Source organism: Adhaeribacter rhizoryzae (assembly GCF_008629685.1).
GTDB lineage: Bacteria > Bacteroidota > Bacteroidia > Cytophagales > Hymenobacteraceae > Adhaeribacter > Adhaeribacter rhizoryzae.
On the sequence record NZ_VWSF01000031.1, the window covers coordinates 41,960 to 61,744 of the forward strand.

The 19,785-nt window shown below is 47.9% G+C and carries 8 protein-coding genes; all 8 read left to right on the top strand.

Annotated elements, in window-relative coordinates:
* Positions 1-42 precede the first annotated feature (42 nt).
* The 8 genes from F0145_RS24155 to F0145_RS24190 all read left to right on the top strand — a co-directional run bounded on the left by F0145_RS24155 (position 43) and on the right by F0145_RS24190 (position 18,690).
* A complete protein-coding gene (locus tag F0145_RS24155; protein WP_150092891.1) occupies positions 43-3,072 on the top strand; it encodes a SusC/RagA family TonB-linked outer membrane protein in 3,030 nt (1,009 codons plus the stop codon).
* A 39-nt stretch (positions 3,073-3,111) separates the two neighbouring features.
* Complete coding sequence (locus tag F0145_RS24160) at positions 3,112-4,602, top strand: RagB/SusD family nutrient uptake outer membrane protein (RefSeq protein WP_150092893.1); 1,491 nt, start codon at positions 3,112-3,114, stop codon at positions 4,600-4,602.
* Between the two features lie 35 nt (positions 4,603-4,637).
* On the top strand, positions 4,638-6,623 hold the full coding sequence (locus tag F0145_RS24165; protein ID WP_190277631.1) for a hypothetical protein: 1,986 nt from the start codon (positions 4,638-4,640) through the stop codon (positions 6,621-6,623).
* A gap of 53 nt (positions 6,624-6,676) precedes the next feature.
* On the top strand, positions 6,677-9,334 hold the full coding sequence (locus F0145_RS24170; RefSeq protein ID WP_150092895.1) for a glycerophosphoryl diester phosphodiesterase: 2,658 nt from the start codon (positions 6,677-6,679) through the stop codon (positions 9,332-9,334).
* Between the two features lie 5 nt (positions 9,335-9,339).
* Positions 9,340-11,052 carry a sodium:solute symporter family protein gene (locus F0145_RS24175; protein ID WP_150092897.1) on the top strand — a complete coding sequence of 571 codons (1,713 nt, stop codon included), beginning with the start codon at positions 9,340-9,342 and terminating at the stop codon, positions 11,050-11,052.
* A 6-nt stretch (positions 11,053-11,058) separates the two neighbouring features.
* On the top strand, positions 11,059-13,941 hold the full coding sequence (locus F0145_RS24180; RefSeq protein ID WP_150092899.1) for a glycoside hydrolase family 2 TIM barrel-domain containing protein: 2,883 nt from the start codon (positions 11,059-11,061) through the stop codon (positions 13,939-13,941).
* Positions 13,942-14,045: 104 nt separating this feature from the next.
* Positions 14,046-16,373 (top strand): TIM-barrel domain-containing protein, encoded by a 2,328-nt coding sequence (locus F0145_RS24185; RefSeq protein WP_190277632.1) that lies wholly within the window; start codon positions 14,046-14,048, stop codon positions 16,371-16,373.
* A gap of 40 nt (positions 16,374-16,413) precedes the next feature.
* Positions 16,414-18,690 (top strand): FAD-dependent oxidoreductase, encoded by a 2,277-nt coding sequence (locus F0145_RS24190; protein WP_150092902.1) that lies wholly within the window; start codon positions 16,414-16,416, stop codon positions 18,688-18,690.
* Positions 18,691-19,785 lie beyond the last annotated feature (1,095 nt).

Here is a 19,785-nt window from a genome sequence, read left to right on the forward strand (position 1 = left end):
CTAAATATATAACTGCAATATCTACCACTTATATTCATTCTTATGAGGCACCACTTACAAAACTCGGTTAAACTGGCATTATTTATATGCCTGTTTGCGGCCCTGGAACTAAAGGCCCAAACTTCCTTTCAAGTTGCCGGCCAGGTTACCGGCGACGACAGAACCCCTTTGCCCGGCGTAACCGTAGCCCTGAAGGGCACTTCCACCGGAACCATTACCAATGCCAGCGGCCGTTATACCTTAACGGTACCCGATAGCCGCGGAACTTTGGTATTTTCGTTTATTGGGTACACCACCCAGGAAGTAGCCATTAACAACCGCACCACATTAGATGTAACTTTAGTAACCGATACCAAATCATTAAAAGAAGTAGTGGTAGTGGGTTACGGTACGCAGCGCAAAATTGAAACCACCGGCGCCATTGCTTCGGTTAAAGCCGAAGAATTAACCCAAACGCCGGTGGTAAACGTAGCGCAAGGCTTACAAGCCCGGGTAGCCGGGGTGCAAGTAACCCAGAATTCGGCGGCGCCCGGCGGTAATATTAGCGTGCGGGTGCGGGGTACCAATTCTATTAACGGCAGCTCCGAACCTTTGTACGTGGTAGATGGTGTCCCTATTTCTAACAACGGCGGTGTAAACGAAATTAGCTCGCTTTCAACCATTAATCCCAACGATATTGCCTCGGTGGAGGTGTTAAAAGATGCTTCGGCTACGGCTATTTACGGGGCCCGCGGCGCGAACGGGGTAGTTTTAATAACTACCAAACGGGGCAAAGCCGGCGCTACCCGCGTTACCTACGAAGGCTACTACGGCGTGCAGAATATTACCAAAAAAATGGATTTGCTGGATGCCAGCCAGTTTGCTACCCTCGAAAACGAAATTTACAAAACAACTTTATTCCCGGACCCGGCTTCGTTGGGGAAAGGCGTTGACTGGCAGGATTTAATATTCCGGCAAGCGCCTATGCAAAGCCACCAAATATCAGTGTCGGGCGGTTCTGAGAAAACCCAACTGGCCTTGGCAGCCAATTATTTTAACCAGGAAGGCGTAATTATTAGTTCGGATTTTAAGCGTTATTCTTTGCGCCTGAACCTTGACCATGCCATAAGCAACCGGGTTAAAACCGGGGTAAGTTTCTTGGGCAGTTACACCATTAATAATTCCATACCCACCGGTTCTACCAGCATGGACGGCCCGGCCGTAACCACCAGCATCCTGGGTGCTGCTTTGGGCGCGCCGCCTACCATGCAGCCTTACCGCGACAACGGCACCATTTATCCGTTTACCGAACAATTTAGCGGCCGTTACCGCGAAGTAACCAACCCGCTGGGGCTGGCTGCCATTCTCAACCGCGATGCAATTAACCGGAGCATTACTAATATTTACGCCGAAGCCTCTGTCTTGAAAAACCTAACGTACCGGGCTTCTTTTAACGCCATTTTACAAAGCAGTTTAGGCGATAATTATTCTCCGCTTTCTATTTTGGGCCAGGGCGATATCAATGCCAACTCGGGCAGTGCCGGTAAAACCAACGGCAATACCACCGTTTTGCTCCACGAAAGCATCCTGACGTACGCCCGCATTTTTACCGATAAACATTCCTTAAAATTTACCGGCGTAGTTTCTTCCCAAGCCAACCTGAATAATTCTAATTCCATCAGCGCCAATGGTTTCCCGAACGATGCCACTTTAAACGAATCGATTCAGTTAGCTGCAAACCGCACCGTAAGCAGCAGCCGCAGCAAAGAGCGCTTAGATTCGTACATGGCCCGGCTAAACTACGGTTTTAAAGATAAATATTTCCTGGATTTAACCGCCCGCGCCGATGGGGCCAGCAAGTTTGGCGCGAACCATAAATACGGCTTTTTCCCATCGGCGGCGGCTTCGTGGCGCTTAATGGAAGAAAGTTTTATGGAAAACCTGACCTTTATCAGTGACCTGAAATTACGGGCCAGCTACGGCATAACCGGTAACGCGGGCGCCATTAGTGCTTACCAGTCGCTGGCCACGGTAAGCTCCGGCGCCGGCTACGCCTTTAACCATTTATATTTATTTGGTATCAGCCCCACCCGCATTCCTAACCCGGATTTACGCTGGGAAAAATCAACGCAAGCCGATATTGGCCTGGACGTGAGTTTCTGGAACAACCGCCTGAACCTGGTAGTGGATGTGTATAAAAAACGGACCGATGATTTACTGTACGTGCAAGGCTTGCCTTTATCCTCGGGCTATTCTTCTATAACCGGTAATTTTGCCGGACTCGAAAACAAAGGCATTGAAGTAGCAACCAACGTGGTGCTCCTGGATGGACCGGTGCAATGGGATATTTCCGGAAATATTAGCGCCAACCGCAACAAAGTGCTTTCGCTGGATGGCGGCACTACCCAGGAACGTTTTGTAAGCTCATATACCATTTTAAAAGTAGGCGAACCGCTAGGCTTGTTTAAAACTTATGTTTTTGACGGCATTTACCAAAGCGGCGATGCCATTATTCCGGGTTCCGACGGCCGGGTAGGGGGTGTAAAGGTAAAAGACCTGAACAACGATGGCAGCATTACCGCCGATGACCAAACCATTACCGGTAATCCCAACCCGAATATAATATTTGGCTTCTCCACGAACCTCCGCTACAAAAAATTTGATTTAAGTGCTTTCTTCTCGGGCTCGCAGGGCAACGATATTTATAACCTGAGCCGCTATACCTTTGAGAACCCGCTGGGAGCGCGCAATGTACTGGCCACTTTAGCTGACCGCTGGTCGCCGAGTAACCCCAGCAATGAGTATGTCAGCGGCTTTCAGGGAGGGCGTAACCCCATTTCGGACCGCTTTGTAGAAGATGGCTCGTATGTAAGGTGCAAAAACCTGACCCTAGGCTATACGCTGCCTTCCTTTAAATATTTGTCGAATGCCCGTATATACCTGAGCGGCAATAATTTGTTTACCCTAACTAAATACAGCGGCTTCGACCCCGAAGTAAACTCTTTTGGTAATTCCAATACACTTATCGGCATCGATAATCTGGTGTACCCGGCGGCCCGCACGTTTATTGGCGGCGTTCAGCTTACCTTCTAAGTTAATCAGGTATAAATTATAGTATAAATCTAATCAGAGATGAAAAAATATATATTAATTACGGGTTTAGCAAGTTTGCTTTTAATTTCTTTGCCGGGCTGTGACCTGGAAGAAACCCCGTATTCTTCTATTTTTACCGACCAATTTTATAAAACGGCGCAGGATGCCGAAGCGGCTATTGCAGCGGTTTACGATCAACACGCAAATTTATACGCTGGTCCTGCTACGTTACTTGCTTCCGATTTCAGTGCAGACCAGATTTACCCACGGGCTGTAGTGGGCCGCAACACGCTTACGTTATTTAACTACGACCCCAATTATACCACCCAGAAAAGTTTTAGCCGCACCAACGAGTCGCCGTTGTACATCTGGCAGGCGGCTTATGCCGGAATTGAAAAAGCCAATTGGGTTTTGGAAAAAGTGCCGGGAGTAGTAATGGCCGAAGATCGGAAAAAAGAAATATTGGGCGAAGCTTACTTTTTGCGCGCTTACTTTAATTGGATGCTGACGAAAAATTTCGGTGATATCGTGATAAAAACCAAAGCCAGCACCTCTATCTCGGAATCTATTGTGGGCAAAAGCGCCAAAGCCGATGTTTATAAACAAATATACGCTGATCTAAACCAAGCCGAAGCTAATTTGAATTTTTATTCCGCTGCGCTAGTAAAAGGACGGCCCTCGAAAGAAGTAGCCCAGGCATTGTACGCCAAAGCCGCTTTGTACAACGAAGATTGGGCACTTGCCTTACAAAAAGCCCAGGCCGTGCTGGCTTCCGGCAAATATTCCTTAATGCCCGAAATAAAAGATGTCTTTAACGTAGCCAAGGAAGACCAGGCCCGCCAGGAGAATATGTGGGCTTTCGAATCCGAAAGTACCAACCCCGGCCGCACCTCCCAATTAGGATCGTTGTACGGACCCAAAAACAGCGAGAGTCCGGAGTATGGCAAAAGTTCGTTTGGTTCGGCTTTTGTTTATCCTTTTTTTTATAACTCATTTGCCGAAAACGATAAACGCAAAGAATTAATGGCCACCAGCTATACCAAAGCTAATGGCCAGGTAGTACTCCAGAAAGATATTACACCCATTACCCCGTTAGGCATTCTGGTCAAAAAATTCCAGGACCCTAATTCGGTAGGAGGTTTGTATGCCGTGAATATTCCTATTATTCGATTGGCCGATGTTTACCTGATTGCCGCGGAAGCCGAAGCGCGGGTAAATGGGCCAACCACGCTCGCTTACAGCTTTATTAATGCGGTACGCGACCGGGCTGGATTGGATGATTTAACCTCGGGTTTAGGCAGGGAAACTTTTATTGATGCCGTGTTGCAGGAGCGTTCCTGGGAGTTATTTGGGGAAGGTGACCGCTGGTACGATTTAACCCGAACCGGCAAATTCCTGACCGTTATTCCGGCTGCTGTGAACGATGTTTTCCCGATACGGACGCCCATGGCCAAACACAAATATTTTCCCATTCCGCTCGACGAAATTAATGCCAACCCCAAACTGGAACAAGCGCCGGAGTGGAAATAAATTATTCAAAAAGGTAAACTCGCTTCTCAGAGCTAATGGCTATAACTAAGATATCTGGTTTAGGAAGATTACTGGCTGGCCTGCGGTGGGGCTTAGGGATATTAATTTTTACGCCGCTGGTAGTGTCCGGACAGAATAAAATAAATTACAACCGGCCCCTGGTTAACCAGACTGGGTATAATTTAAACGAAGCCAAGCGATTTGTTTTACCATATGCCCCCGATGGTTTAGCATTTGCTTTAATTAAAGCGGCTGATTCTTTAGTGGCAGCGCCGAAGCCTCTTTATATCGGAAAAATAAATAACCAGGCTGGGGAATTTACCGCTTTTAACCCGAATAAAGCCGGGGAGCAGTATGTTATTCGGGTGGCCGGCTATAAACCTTCCATGCCGTTCTGGGTTGCCGACCATTTGTTAGAGAAATTATCGAGTAAGTTGGCCTACCAGTTTTTCATAGATGTGCGGGGTTCCGAAGATCCGGTGCACTCGAATGAAGCCAACGTGTATAGCGGCGGCCCATCGCGCGATGCCGGTGCTTATGGCCTGGAAGCAGTGTTTGAAACTTTGTTGTACGCTTCTAACCCGGCTTTATTCGACCGCTGGACGGAGGAAATGGGCAATAAGAAAACTGCTGACCTAATTGATTTAATCTTGTGGCATGCCGAGTTTGCGTACCACCACGTAGATTATAATGGCCCGGTAGCCAAGCGACACGGCACCTTGGGTTATAAAGGGCAGCCGCGCATGCAGTATGATTACTGGAATACCCTCGACCAACTGGCCCCGGTGCTGGCCGCGTATCATTCCTTTCTGAAACCGCATCTATCGCAGGAAAAATATCAGCAGTACCGGAAAGTATGCCTCGAAAAATGGACGGCTTACGACCGGCACAAAGTAGTACGCTACTGGACTGAAAGTGATAAATGGGTAGATATTGGGTTTCAGGAATTTAACGAAATGGGCAATGCGTTCGGACAATCGGTGTTCAGTAATTTGTTTATGTACTTAAGCGAGCAACAGGAACCCGACGGTAAGCCCGAACAGTTTTTAAAGTGGGCCCAGGAAAGTGCCACCGATATTATTCAGAACTGGGATTTTAATAACCCGAGGCACACGTGGTGGATCCGGAACGCCGAACACATTACCCCACAGGCCCTGGCTTTCTTTTTACTAGTAGCCCCCGATAAAGCGCCGGCCGGCACCAAAGAAAAATTAATGGCCTGGCGCGATCACATGCAGGCTAAAACCGCGAACCTCTGGCACTACCGGGTGCACAGCGAAACCGAATGGGCACATCCCAAAACCAAAGAACTAGGCGGCGCACCGGCTTTAGGCGGTTCTATGTTTGCGGTTAGCCACTTGCTGCAAGACCCCGAATTACGGAAAAAAGGCTGGTCGCAGGTAGATTTTGTGTTTGGCGCCAATCCGCTGGGCACGCACCTGAGCAACAAGAGTCCCGAAAGAGTAGCCATTAATGGGTATTGGGAAGGCGTAGAAAAAGGGTGGCCCTGGGCTTACACGCACGGCTACGGCCAACTGGGCAAAGTACGCGGAACTTTAGACGGTACACCTTTAGACTACCATTTCCCCAGAGAAAATAAAAGCCCGGTTGTAACCGCCTCCGCCGAACCTGTCCCGCAAATTATGAACGGCTCTTACGCAACCGAAGGCTGGGCTATTTCTAATCGGGGCTGGATGGCAACCGTTACTTTCGCTACCCTTGGTTCGCATGAAATTCGGCATTTAGATAAAAAAGGTAAAAAAGTAATAGAGACCGCCAGGGCCAACGAAGAGGTAATTATTGAATTAAAGGCCGCCTTAAACCAGGATTGGCAAAAGCCTGAATCGGCTTGGGTAGAAGTGGCCGTGGATGAGCAGCCGTTTGTGAAAGTGCCGGTAACGGAAACCGGGCCTAATACCGGCGTTTTCAGGGCAGTTTATAAAGTGGGCGGTAAAGCTAATTTAACGGCTAAGTACGGCTATCTCGGGTTCGATAAAAAAGCCCGGCTGGCTATCCGGTAGCAGCGCACTATAAATTATTATAAAATATAAATAGTTGATAAAAAACTTCTGATATGAGCCACCTGCTTTATAAAAAGAGTTTCCTGTTCTGTAGTTCGCTGGTTATTTTATCCGTGTTAACCTTGCTGGTTATGCGCTGCAGTGCCCCCCAGGGTCAATCGACAGCTAAAGATAAACTTGAGCTAGCCGGCAGCAGAGTAGGCTTAACCTGGCAAAAGAACGAACAGGGCTGGCAGGTGCAGCGGGCGCAGGTAGCCCAAGGCAATAGTTGGCTGGATGCAGGTATCCCCTCCGGCGAGTATACCTTGCTTTATTCACCGGCTAAGCCCGACAGTACCCCGGTTAAAATTATGCACAACGGAAAGGAAGTTAATTTTCCCGAGCCTGATTTTAAGTATATCCGTCCCACCTGGCTCAAAGCTACCAGTCCGGTGGCCATGAACACTGCCGGCGAAGCTTTTCATTTCTTTCCGGCCAACGGACAAGCCGGGGCAAACAAGCAGGTAACTTTTACCCACGAAACTCCGGTAGCAGCCGTGCAGGCTAATTGGTCGCTCGACGATAAATACCCTTCGGATGTAGTGGTGCAATTAACCCTTACGGCTAAAAAAGACGGCTATTTCTCGCTGGCAACTCCCACTCTTGCTTCTTTAGAACAAAAGGCTTTAGCCTGGGGCATCCTGCCGGGCTACTTTCAGGGAAAGGAACTGCAAAAGAATTTTGTTTTGGCTTATGCTTACGGCCAGGGCATTCCGGATAAACCCGTGGTGGTGCGCGAACGAACCGCTACTACCTTATCGCCAATTTTAAGTTCGGCAGCTGGGGTTACCATGGCGGTTATTGCGAATCCGGGGGTAGGGCGCGACCCCTGGGAAAAAGACCATAACACCCACAAACTTTGGCAACTGGGCTTATCGCTGATGAACCGGAAATCGGAACTGACGCCGACGCTTTACCACCCGGTGCTGGGCGAAAAAGGCTCCCGCCTGCAAGCCGGCGAAAAAATAACCTATGGCTTCCGTTACACACTGCAGGCTGCCGATTGGTTTACCGTGTACAAACATGCAATTTATGATATTTACCGGTTCTCCGATTTCCTCGCTTTAAAGAAAACAAAACAATCGCTGACCGACCGGCTGTTGGCCATGCACCGCTACGTCATCAACGATAAAACCTCGCTGTGGAATGTCGAAGATTTTGAAGGGGCTAAAATAGGGGCGCAGTCTTATTTAGGCGGAGTGGTAGGCTCGGATAAAGATGCCATGAAGAATTCCGACTACGGGGCCATGTGGATGCTGGCCAGCGCGACCGATGATCCGATTTTGCAGAAAACCCGTTTGCCTTTTGCGCGCAATTTTAAACTGAAACAGCAGGAAATTGCCCCTGGTTTTTTTCAGGGGGCGGCCGTGGGGCAATATTATTTAGCCAAGAGCAAGCGGTTTACCGAAGAATGGGGTTCGCACGTGGAGCCCATCAGCCTCACGTATTATACCATGCTGGACTTAGGCAATATTCTATTATTTAACCCGCAGGACAAAGAATTGCGGGAGCGGCTGCGCTTAGGGGCGGAGCGCTTACTGACCTGGCAAAAACCGGCGGGCAACTGGGAAGTGGCTTACGACCGCAACACCAAACAACCTGTTTACACCGATTTAACCGATTTACGTCCAACTTTCTACGGTCTGATAGTGGCTTACCGCATGTTAGGCGACCAGAAATATTTAGATGCGGCTGTACGCGGGGCGGATTGGTTTATCCAAAATGCGGTGCGTAAAGCCCACTTTACCGGCGTGTGCGGTGATGTTCGCTTTGTAAACGATTTCGCCACCGGCCAGAGCGCCCAAGCCTTATTAGATTTATTTGATATAACGAAAGAAGAACGCTTTAAAACCAGCGCTATCGAAGCCGCCCGTATTTATACTGCTTCTATTTACACCCACCCCATTCCGACTACCCAAACCAAGCTGGTAAAAGGAGAAGAACGTAAAGATTGGCAAATCAGCCAGGTAGGCCTGAGTTTTGAGCACGGCGGCGCTATTGGATCGGCTACGGGCAATGGCCCTATTCCGCTGGCCAGCCACGCCGGACTGTTTTTACGCATCAGCCAACTTACCGGTGAACCGCTTTACCGCGATATGGCTCGTGCGGCTGCTTTAGGACGAGATGCCTTTGTAAACCCCCAGACCAGCGTTGCCTCTTACTACTGGCGTACCATGGATGCCGGGTCCGGGCCGTTTCCGCACCATGCCTGGTGGCAAATTGGCTGGATTACTGATTATCTGCTTTCCGAAGCTAGTTTGCGTTCCGGAAATAAAATTTCTTTCCCGCGGGGCTTTATTACCCCCAAAGTAGGTCCGCACCAGTCTTATGGCTTCGCGCCGGGTACCATATTTAACCAAAAAGCCAATTTGGTTTTACATGATGGTTTGGTAAATGCCGGTAACCCCAATGTCGATTACATCAGTGCTTTGGCGCCGGATAAAAACCGGTTGTATATTGCTTTCTTAAATAATCAGGCAGAATCGGTTTCTATTCAGCCGCAACTGAATGCGGGTAAGCTCATCCTAAACAAAAAAGTAAACTTTAAAGCTGCCTCAGTTATAACTCCTTCGGGCGAAACTAACACCCTGGCAAATCCGCAAAATATATCGCTTCAAATACCGGCTTTTAGTCTTTCTGTTTTGGCCTTAGACTTCGAAACGGTTAAATAATCCTTATGAATTCCACCATCGACACCACCGTCATATTTGTTTTTTCGGCCTTTGTCATGTGCATTGGTTTATTGTTTGCCCGCACCGGCCGCAACATGAAATCGTTTTTTGCCGGCGGCGAAGCGGTGCCCTGGTTTATTGGCGGCTTATCGTTGTTTATGAGTTTTTTCTCAGCGGGTACGTTTGTGGCCTGGGGTTCTATTGCTTATAAATACGGCTGGGTGGCCATTACCATTCAGTGGACCATGTGCATTGGCGGCTTGGTAACCGGGTTATTTTTAGCGCCGCGCTGGAAAGCCACCGGCGCATTAACCGCCGCTGAATTTATTAAAGAACGATTGGGCAGCACCGTGCAGAAAAGCTTTATCTATATTTTTATGCTGGTTTCGCTGTTCATCAAAGGTTCGGTGCTGTACCCGGTGGCAAAACTAGTAAGCTCGTCGTTGGGTTATCCGCTGGTTCCCAGTACCATTGTGTTGGGCATATTTATGATTGCCTACACCGCGGTGGGTGGCTTATGGGCCGTAATGGTAACCGATATTCTGCAATTTATTATTCTCACGGCGGCCGTTTTAATTATTCTGCCCCTGGCCTTTAATGCGGCGGGTGGCGCCAGTAATTTTCAGGCGCAGGCGCCAGATGGTTTTTTCGATTTGCTCAACGGCGAATATACGTTAGGGTTTATTTTGGCTTTTGCCTTGTACCATATATTCTACATTGGCGGCAACTGGACTTTTGTGCAGCGCTATACCAGCGTCGATAGTCCCAAATCCGCGAAAAAAGTAGCCTTTCTGTTTGCCGGCTTGTATTTAATCAGCCCGATTTTATGGATGCTGCCGCCCATGATTTACAAAACCATCAACCCCGATTTACAAGGCCTCGATACCGAAAACGCTTACCTCTATATCTGTAAACTGGTGCTGCCGCCAGGCTTGATGGGCTTAATGCTAACGGGTATGTATTTTTCTACCTCGGCTTCGGCCAATACTACCCTCAACGTGGTGTCGGCTATTTTCACCAACGATATTTACAAAGGCATCATCAACCCGCAGGCTTCCGACCAGAAATTGATGAAAGTGGCCCGGAACTCGTCTTGGTTATTTGGCTTGGGCATGATACTAATTGCTTTGGCGGTGCCTTACATAGGCGGGATGGTAGAAGTTGTGTTGAGCGTGGGTGCTATTACCGGCGGACCTTTACTGGCGCCACCCATCTGGGCTTTGTTCTCGAAACGCTTAACCGGTAAAGCCACCTTGTATATTACCGGCATCAGCTTAGGCGTAAACTTAATTTTTAAAATATTGCTGCCGCTCTTCACCGGTTTAAAATTATCGCGCGGCGAAGAAATGATATTGGGCGTAGGCCTGCCTTTCCTGATGCTGATCGCCTACGAAGTCTGGGCGGCTTCGCGCCAAAATGTTAGTCAGCAGCACCTCGATTACGTAGCCGCCAAAGCCGTGCGCAAAGCCGAATTTATGGCAGCCAATCCGGAAGAAGCCTTGTTTATCCGGAAGCAAAACCACTTTGGCTTACGCGTTATTGCGTTTGCGCTGGCCTTTACCGCGCTGCTATTATTTATATTAAGTTTTCTGACAACTTCGGGGGCGGTACTGGTGGCCTGCATTGCTTTGGGCATTTTATTATTGGCCTATATTCCGTGGCGTGCCGCCCAGCGCATCAATGTCGCGGCTGTTCCTTTCGAAAATGCTAGCCATTAAAATATCATGAAAATATTTAGCTTCCTGTTTTTCTGTTGCGGCTTGATTTTTTCGGTCCAAAAAGGACTGGCGCAGTTGCCAAGTACCGGCGAAGAGCAATTATCGCTCAACGGCAAGTGGGCTTTTAAAACCGACCCGAATAATCTGGGCGAAGACCAGCAATGGTTTACTGCCAGCTACCCAGCTTTGGGCTGGGATAAAATGGAAGTGCCCGGCAACTGGGATACCCACAACAAATACGCCCACTACGCCGGCAAAGGCTGGTACCGCCAGGAAATAAACGTGCCCGCGAATTGGCAAGGCAAAACCATCCGGCTGCATTTCGAGGCCGTTTACCACGATGCCAAAGTTTGGCTGAACGGCAAATTATTAGGCGAGAGCCACAGCGGGTTTTTCCCGTTTGAGTTTGATGTAACCAAAGCTATAAAATACGGCGGTAAAAATACCTTAGTAGTGGTGGCCGATAATACCTTTAAACGGGGCGCTACCTGGAACTGGGGCGGCATCCGCAGGCCGGTTACTATTTACATCAACAACCCGGTACGAATAGAACAGGCGCACGTGCTGGCAACGCCGGATTTAAAAAATAATACCGCCAGCTTAAACGTAAAGCTGCAACTGCGCAACACTAGCAATTCGCCTCAAAATATTAAAGCCGAAGTAACACTTTCGGATAAGAACGGCCTGGTAAAATCAGCGAAGCTAGACCAGAAACTAGCCTTGTCGGTTACTTTGCCGCCCAATAGTACTACGCCTTATACCCTCCAGACTACTTTGCCGAAAGCGCAGGTACACTTATGGCATTTCGACGACCCGTACCTCTACAACCTGGAAGTAAAAATGACGCAGGAGAATATGACGCAGCACCAGGTAAAAGACCGGTTTGGCATTCGGAAACTGGAAGTAGATGGCCTTAAGGTAAAATTAAACGGCGAAGAAGTACGACTGATGGGCTACAACTGGGTACCCGACGACCGTACCACCGGCAACACTTTACCCGCCTGGCGCTACAAAGCCGATATTGATTTAATGAAAAAAGCCGGCGCCAACATGACCCGCCTGTCGCATTTGCCTTTGCCCAAAGAAGTACTCGATTACATTGATGAAAAAGGCATATTGGTGTTCAGCGAAATTCCGTTGTGGGGCCAGGATGCGTTGGTAGATGCGAATAATCCTTTGCCCAAACAATGGCTGAAGCAACTGGTACATTCGCAGTTTAACCATCCGTCGGTGATAGGCTGGTGCGTGGGCAACGAAATTGGGTATATCGGGGCAAATCCGGGCGTGATGGCCTACGTGGAGTCGGCGATTAGTTACGTGAAAAAAGAGCTGGATAATTCGCGGTTAGTGGTGTACGTGAGCCATTCGGCCGATAACCAGAAAACCGACCCGGTGCAGTTCTCCGATATGATATTATTTAATAAGTACAACGATTTAGGCAAGCAGGCCGACAAAGGATACGGAAATCATCCGGGTAAACCCATGTTTTACTCGGAGTATGGGTATAATTTAACCAACGAAAATTTAAACCTCGGGGTAATCGACGCCAAGGGCATGCTCAACAGCATCCGTAACCGCGAATATTTAATGGGCGCCTCGCTCTGGACCTTTAACGATTACCGTAGCGCCTGGCAGGCTCACGCCGCCTGGAATACCGCTCCTACCGGCAACCGCTCCTGGGGCATCGTCAACGTGTTCCGGCAAAAGAAAAGAGCTTACGAAGCTTTCCGGAAGGAATATGCGCCCCTAAAAAAACTAACCGTGCAACACGCCGGCCAACTTACACCAGGCCGCTCCGTGAAAACCGCCGTTCGGCTGCAGCCCCGCGAAATATTAGATTTACCGGCCTATACGCTCCGGAATTACAAGCTGGTGTGGGAAGCGCAGGACACGCACGGGAAAGTAGTACAGAGCGGGTTTAATATTTTGCCGGTGATAAAGCCCGGCGACAAAACAGTGGTATCAAATATTAACTGGAAGGTGCCCGCGCAAAATCCCGGCGCGTTAAAAGTTACCTTGCTTTCTCCAACCGGCTACGACGTGTACGATACCTTAGTCTATCTGCAAAAACCGGCAGCTCCTAAAATTAAACAAATTATTCCGGGCGAAAATGGCGTGCGCGTCTTGTTCGAGAAAAATCCTGCCGCCGAATATTACGTGGTGCGGTACGGTAAAAATGACCTGAGTAGCCGCAGCGATACCACCATTAACCATTACCTCGATATTAAGAAACTTGACAAAGACCAGGTTTACCAATTTGCGGTGGCGGGTATTAATAATTTAGGAGAGGGAGCCCCATCGGAACCGGTAAAAAGTACACCTAAAACAGATTTATTACCACCGGTTATCTGGTACACCGAAGCCGCCGACAGCAGCTTTTTTATCGGGTACGGCTACGAGAATTTCGATTATTTGTACACCATTCAGTACGGAACCGATTTAAACAATCCGGCTAAGACCAAGACCTTGCAGGTAACTACCCGCGGTTTGTGTCGGGTACCCAACGTCGCTAATGGCCAACCCATTCAATTCCGGATGAAGCGCACCGTGCAGCAATACGTGGAAAGCGGCTGGTCCGAAATTTATACCGTCACACCCGATGGCAATGGACCCAAGCAAACGCCCCCGGTTAAAAGTGTGAGCCGGTTAGGCGAGGAGGCGATAATCGGCATCGTGCCCGTTCCCAAAGCTACTGGTTACGAGGTAAGTTACCAGGAGAATGATATCAATAAAAGGGTGAAAATTAATAGTGCGCAAGCCGATTACCTGGTGGTACAAAACCTGAAAAAAGGCCGTTCCTATAATTTTTCGGTAACGGCTATATCCCAAAACAATAATTCAAAAGAGGCTGCCCCAGCCGGCAAGCTTACCACCTCTACCCAGCAATAATGCGATTACTTAAAAGTTTTGATTTTTGTTTACCAAACCGAAGTAGCTGTTTGTCTTTCTTCTTTAGCTGTAAGGCCTTCGCTGTAAAATTAATTTTATTATGCTTGTTGTTAATTGGCTTTAGCTATAGTGGCTTACAGGCGCAGCCGGGAAATAAATTACCGGCAATTATTCAAGTAAAGCGGAAAGCTTACGAATTAAATATTCAACCCGCTGGGTTTAAATATGCTTTTAAAGTTAAAGGAAAAGAAATAGCCGGATTTCACCCGGTTTCTGGTTTGCGCTTTTCGGCGGCTGGCGATACGGTGTTGTACGATGCGGTTTCGACGCGTATTATTTCTAAGAGTCAGGACTTACTCCGGTTGGCAGTAACCAACACCAAAGGGAATAAGGCCGAAGTAAACGTTTATTTATCGGATGAATACCTGAATATTAAAGTAAAACCTGAAGCAGGAGCGAGCTATGCTGTAACAAGTCAGCCGCAATTTGTAATAGATATTCGCACCGCCCCCGTTCAGCCGGCCTATGGCTTAGGCGACCACGGTGGTTATGGCCCAAGTACCAACGTGTTTGGTTTTGCGGATAACCGCTTTCTGAACACCGATAACGGGCTCCGCTTTGTTTCGAGTTTTGCCATTTTCCCGGCTCAGGGTTTAGGGCAGGTAATATTTGAAAACGGACATAAGCGGATTGGCCTGAATTCAGCCGAGAATAAAATGGGCGCCGCTAAAGTCTCCGGAATAAACGCCTATTATTTTTTCGGTCCGCCGGCAACAATTTATAAAAACTATGCCCAGGTAAAAGCAAAAGAAGGGTACCCCGATTTAAAACCTAAGTACGACTTTTTTGAATTAGGATACGAAGCCTTCGGCTCGCTGGGCTGGAACACTTATCAGGCTTCGGTACAAAAAGATTTAGAGACTTACCTACAAAAAGGTTACTACCTGAACTGGGCTGTGGTGGGTTCGGGCTTCTGGAAAGGCGAGCGCAAAAAGCCGGAAGAAGGCAGCACCAACAGCTTTGGTATTTGGGACGATATTGCCGAACCCGGCCGGAAAGATGGTTTGCCTAATCCGCGCTACCCCGATGTAGCTACTTTTAAAGCCTTCTTACAGCAAAACCACATTAATTTATTACTCGGTTTGCGCACAAATTTTAAAGCGCCTAAAGATGCTGGCGGTTTTTATAACCCCACCAACAACGGTCCTTTTCCGCTCGAAGGTTTGCAGCAAAATTATTATGTAGCTGATGCGCAAAGTAAACCCATCCCATATAAAGTTAATTTTCCGCAGGGCAATATTTATATTCTGAACCCAGATAAGCCGGCGGCGGTGCAATGGTTTGCTGATGGCTTTCGAAAATGGGGTGTGCAAGGCTACAAAGAAGACATGATGCTGCACGACGGCATTAAGCTGAACAATGATGCCAAACTGAACAAAGTAAATGAACATTTAATGAAGCAGGGCAACCTGGTGATGGTGCGTAATTCGGCTTTTTCGGTGCCCGGCGATATAATTCGGTTGGAAGATACCAAACACGGTTTCGACCAGGACCGGCCGGTAATTAATATGTTAAACTATGCGGCCAGCGGCGCGCCCAACGTGTACCCCGATATTGTAGCGGGTAAATATTTAACCTTGCCGCTCACTGAAGACCAGAAGAAATATTTCGTCCGGAATGCCATGTTCAGCGCGGTGAGTCCGGCCATGTCGGTGGGGTTGGGGCCTTGGCATATGGAAAATCCGGCCTACGAAGCAGCGGTTAAAAAAGCCTGCAATTGGCACAACCAACTGGCGCCTTATATTTATAGCGCGGCCGTAGATGCCTTTGAAACCGGTTACCCCACCACGCTTACGCCACTGCCCATTGCTTTCCCGCACGATACAGCTACTTATAATTTAGCTACTAAAACCAAGCGGCAATATGCCTGGCTCTTGGGTCCGTCTTTGCTCGTAACGCCCGCCTATGGCAACGATTACGCTACCGTCGAGCGCCGGTCCGTGTATTTGCCCGCCGGCACCTGGCAGGATCTGGAATCCGGCGAAATATTCCGGGGACCAACTACTTTAAAAAATTATGCCTTTCCGATAAACAAAATACCGGCTTTTGTAGGCGGCCAAGGCGTGCTGGTTAAAAAAGAGCAGACTGATTTATACGCAACAGTTTTTGCTTTAATGCCCCGGGCCAGCACTTACCGGTTTACTTACCCCGATGGAAACGCGCGTTCGCTAATCAACCGAAAAACTACCAACTGGCAGCCCGATAAAGTTCAGGTACAGGACATCACCGCGGGTCGCACCGTTCAGGCCGAATATTTAGCAAAAGACCGGGCCCTGAAATTTAAAATAGAAGCCGGGCACGATTACGAAATTAGCAGCAGCCGGCCGGAAAAAGGTAAATACCATACCCCGGTAAATATTACAAAAGAATAAACAAGAGATAAGAGGAGAGAACTAGTTCAGGAAATAGCGTATGCAGAAAGAAACATTTGTAGCGGCCCGGAAACCCAGAACCGAGAACCTGGCGGCGGATTTAATAATAGTAGGCGGCGGATTGGCCGGTACCTGTGCGGCCATTACGGCGGCCCGCGCCGGCATAAAAGTAATATTAGTGCAGGATCGGCCCGTGTTGGGCGGTAATGCTTCCAGCGAAGTGCGGTTATGGGTGTTGGGTGCCACCTCGCACATGGGCAACAACAACCGCTGGGCGCGCGAAGGGGGCGTCATCGACGAAATATTAGTGGAAAACCTTTACCGGAATCCCGAAGGGAACACGATAATTTTTGATACCATTCTGCTCGAAAAAGTTACCGAAGAACCCAATATTCGCCTGTTACTAAATACCTCGGTTTACCAGATTGACAAAGCGCAGGAAGAAAAAATAGAAAAAGTCTGGGCTTTCTGCAGCCAGAATTCTACCCAATATGAGCTCGCGGCGCCTTGGTTTTGCGATGCCTCCGGCGACGGTATCATGGCTTTTTCGGCGGGAGCGGCTTTCCGGATGGGCGCGGAATCGCAGGAAGAGTTAGGTGAGAAATTTGCACCTAGCTCAGAATACGGCGAGCTACTGGGCCATACCATTTATTTTTATACGAAAGATACCGGACGGCCGGTCCGGTTTGTGCCGCCCAGTTATGCCTTGCAGGATATTACCCAAATTCCGCGGTACAAAAGCTTTAATGCCAGCGATTTTGGCTGCCGGCTTTGGTGGATAGAATACGGCGGCCGCCTGGATACGGTACACGAAACCGAAAAGATTAAGTGGGAACTCTGGAAAGTGGTTTACGGGGTTTGGAACTTCATTAAAAATTCGGGCAATTTTCCGGAGGCCGAAAACCTGACGCTGGAGTGGGTGGGCAATATTCCGGGCAAGCGCGAAAGCCGCCGTTTTGAAGGCGAATACATGCTGCACCAGCAAGATATTGTGGAGCAAAAAACTTTTCCGGATGCGGTGGCTTACGGCGGCTGGTCGATTGATTTACACCCGGCCGATGGTGTTTTCAGTGAGAAGCCCGGTTGCAACCAGTGGCACGGCAAAGGCATTTACCAGATTCCGTTCCGGTGCTTTTACAGCCGCAATATTTCTAATTTATTGTTGGCGGGCCGCATTATCAGTGCCTCGCACGTGGCGTTTGGTTCTTCAAGAGTTATGGGTACGTGTGCGCACGGCGGACAAGCCGTAGGGATGGCGGCGGCTCTGGCCGTAAAAAACAACTGGTCGCTGGCCCAACTAAACGAACCACAAAACATACATATACTTCAGCAGGAACTGCTCAAAACCGGCCATCATATTCCAGGTTTAAAATTCGAGACGAAAGAAAACCTGGTTAACGCTGCCAAAATATCGGCTTCCAGTGCGTTTGTTTTAAAAGAAATTCCTTTTAACGGCCCCTGGATAAACCTGGAATATTCGGCGGCCCAAATGCTGCCGGTAGCCGCTGGTAAACTGCCGGGCCTAACGCTGCAGGTAAAAGCAGAAACGGCCACGACGCTCCAGGTGGAATTGCGCATCAGCAGCAAACCTTATAATTATACCCCGGATGTAACGTTGCTACAAAAAGAAATTAAATTAGCCGAAGGCGAGCAAAATATTTATTTAGATTTTGATTACGAAGCGGACCAACCCCGCTACGTTTTTATTACGCTCCTGAAGCACGATGCCGTAGCCGTAAAAGGCAGCGAGCAGCGTCTAACTGGTGTCCTAACTGTATTCAACAAAATAAATAAAGCGGTTTCGAACTACGGCAAGCAAACCCCGCCCGCCGAAATTGGTGTAGATGAATTTGAATTCTGGTGCCCGCACCGCCGACCCGCCGGCCACAATTTTGGTCTGCGCTTAGATGCGGGTATCGCTTTATTTTCACCGGAGAATATTAAAAACGGTATTTTCCGGCCTACCACCAGCCCCAATGCCTGGCTACCGGCTGCCGATGATGTAAATGCCAAGCTCTACCTGGAGTGGGAACAACCCCAAACCGTAAACGAAATAATTCTCGCTTTCGATACCGATTACGATCACCCCATGGAGTCGTCTTTGATGGGGCACCCGGAATACCAGATTCCTTTCTGCGTGCAGCATTACAAATTATGCAACGACAAAGGTGAATTAATCCGGGAGGTACGAAATAATCACCAGACAATTAATAAGATAGTGCTGGATGCGCCTATCCGGACTTCTAGGCTAGTAATCGAACCCAAACATCCGTCGGCGAATGTGCCGGCGGCAATATTTGAAGTACAGGTATATTAAGAGGAAGCTTGGTTTAGGTTAAGCTATAACTTTACTCTCATGCGGAATTTACTTATAATAGGCTTTTAAATGCAAGTAAAAAAGGAATGGCTTTAACTAAGCATTTGTTTTGGTTTTGAAATTGTTTGATAATTTCTTTTGGGGTAGTTTTATTGACTGGCTACACCTTATATTGTAAGCTTCTCTAATAATAGAACTATTAAGATGGGAAAGATTTAATCTTTACACATCAGTTAATAATGTGAATAGCCTTAAATCAAGAACTTGTTTAGAGTTTTAGAACTACCTGGCTTGTAGCCCACCGGTGTCCGGAGTCCATCATGATTAATATGAGATAGAGTTAGTCTTAAGAGCTATGTGCTTTACTACAAGAAGCTGGCATCTAAACAGAAGGTTTATTTTTTAAATGCTGATGCCGTCTTTGATGCACTGCATTTTAGAAGTTTATGTGCTCAAATGAAAATAGAAGCCAATATTGCTTTTAATCCTAGGAACAACGCAGCCCAACAGGAATATAGCTACTTTGATGAGCAGCTTTTCAAACGTAGAAACGTGATTGAGCGGGCAAATTCCTGGCTGGATAGATTTAAAGCCTTACTCGTCCGTTTCGAAACAAGGGCCCTTCACTGGTTTATGCTCCTTTGAATTGCTTTCTCCGTCTTATTTATTCGCAAAATCAACTTAAAGCTAAATCAAAGATTAAACAGGTAATAAAGGTAAAGTGAGCAGTAGGACACAAAGAGACAATTTGTTCACTATGGCAAAACCGGTAGACAGCTCAATTCTTTTTCGCCACTGCCAAGCTATTACTTTCTGTATAGAGGTGCCAGTAAGCGCCTGAAATAAAATTTTCATAAAAACTTTTGGCCAAAGAATATATACTAGCACCTTCAAGAGTTTTCTATATTGGTGTTAATGTTAATTCTACTTAACATAATATTTAAAATTAAAAACAAAAGATATCTTTATATATTGGAAGGTTCCTGAAAATACTTTACAGGTTAAACGGTTAAAGTACTATTTAAATTATTTACTATCTGGCTTGTATTGGTAAGGTTCTTTCTTCCATATTTTCGCCACCGCTTTTTTAGCGGA

What these genes read in the sequence shown, in the direction of transcription:
- F0145_RS24190 (WP_150092902.1), top strand. Translation starts at nt 16,414, where the DNA reads ATGCAGAAAGAAACATTTGTAGCGGCCCGGAAACCCAGAACCGAGAAC.
- F0145_RS24180 (WP_150092899.1), top strand. Translation starts at nt 11,059, where the DNA reads ATGAAAATATTTAGCTTCCTGTTTTTCTGTTGCGGCTTGATTTTTTCG.
- F0145_RS24160 (WP_150092893.1), top strand. Translation starts at nt 3,112, where the DNA reads ATGAAAAAATATATATTAATTACGGGTTTAGCAAGTTTGCTTTTAATT.
- F0145_RS24155 (WP_150092891.1), top strand. Translation starts at nt 43, where the DNA reads ATGAGGCACCACTTACAAAACTCGGTTAAACTGGCATTATTTATATGC.
- F0145_RS24170 (WP_150092895.1), top strand. Translation starts at nt 6,677, where the DNA reads ATGAGCCACCTGCTTTATAAAAAGAGTTTCCTGTTCTGTAGTTCGCTG.
- F0145_RS24165 (WP_190277631.1), top strand. Translation starts at nt 4,638, where the DNA reads ATGGCTATAACTAAGATATCTGGTTTAGGAAGATTACTGGCTGGCCTG.
- F0145_RS24175 (WP_150092897.1), top strand. Translation starts at nt 9,340, where the DNA reads ATGAATTCCACCATCGACACCACCGTCATATTTGTTTTTTCGGCCTTT.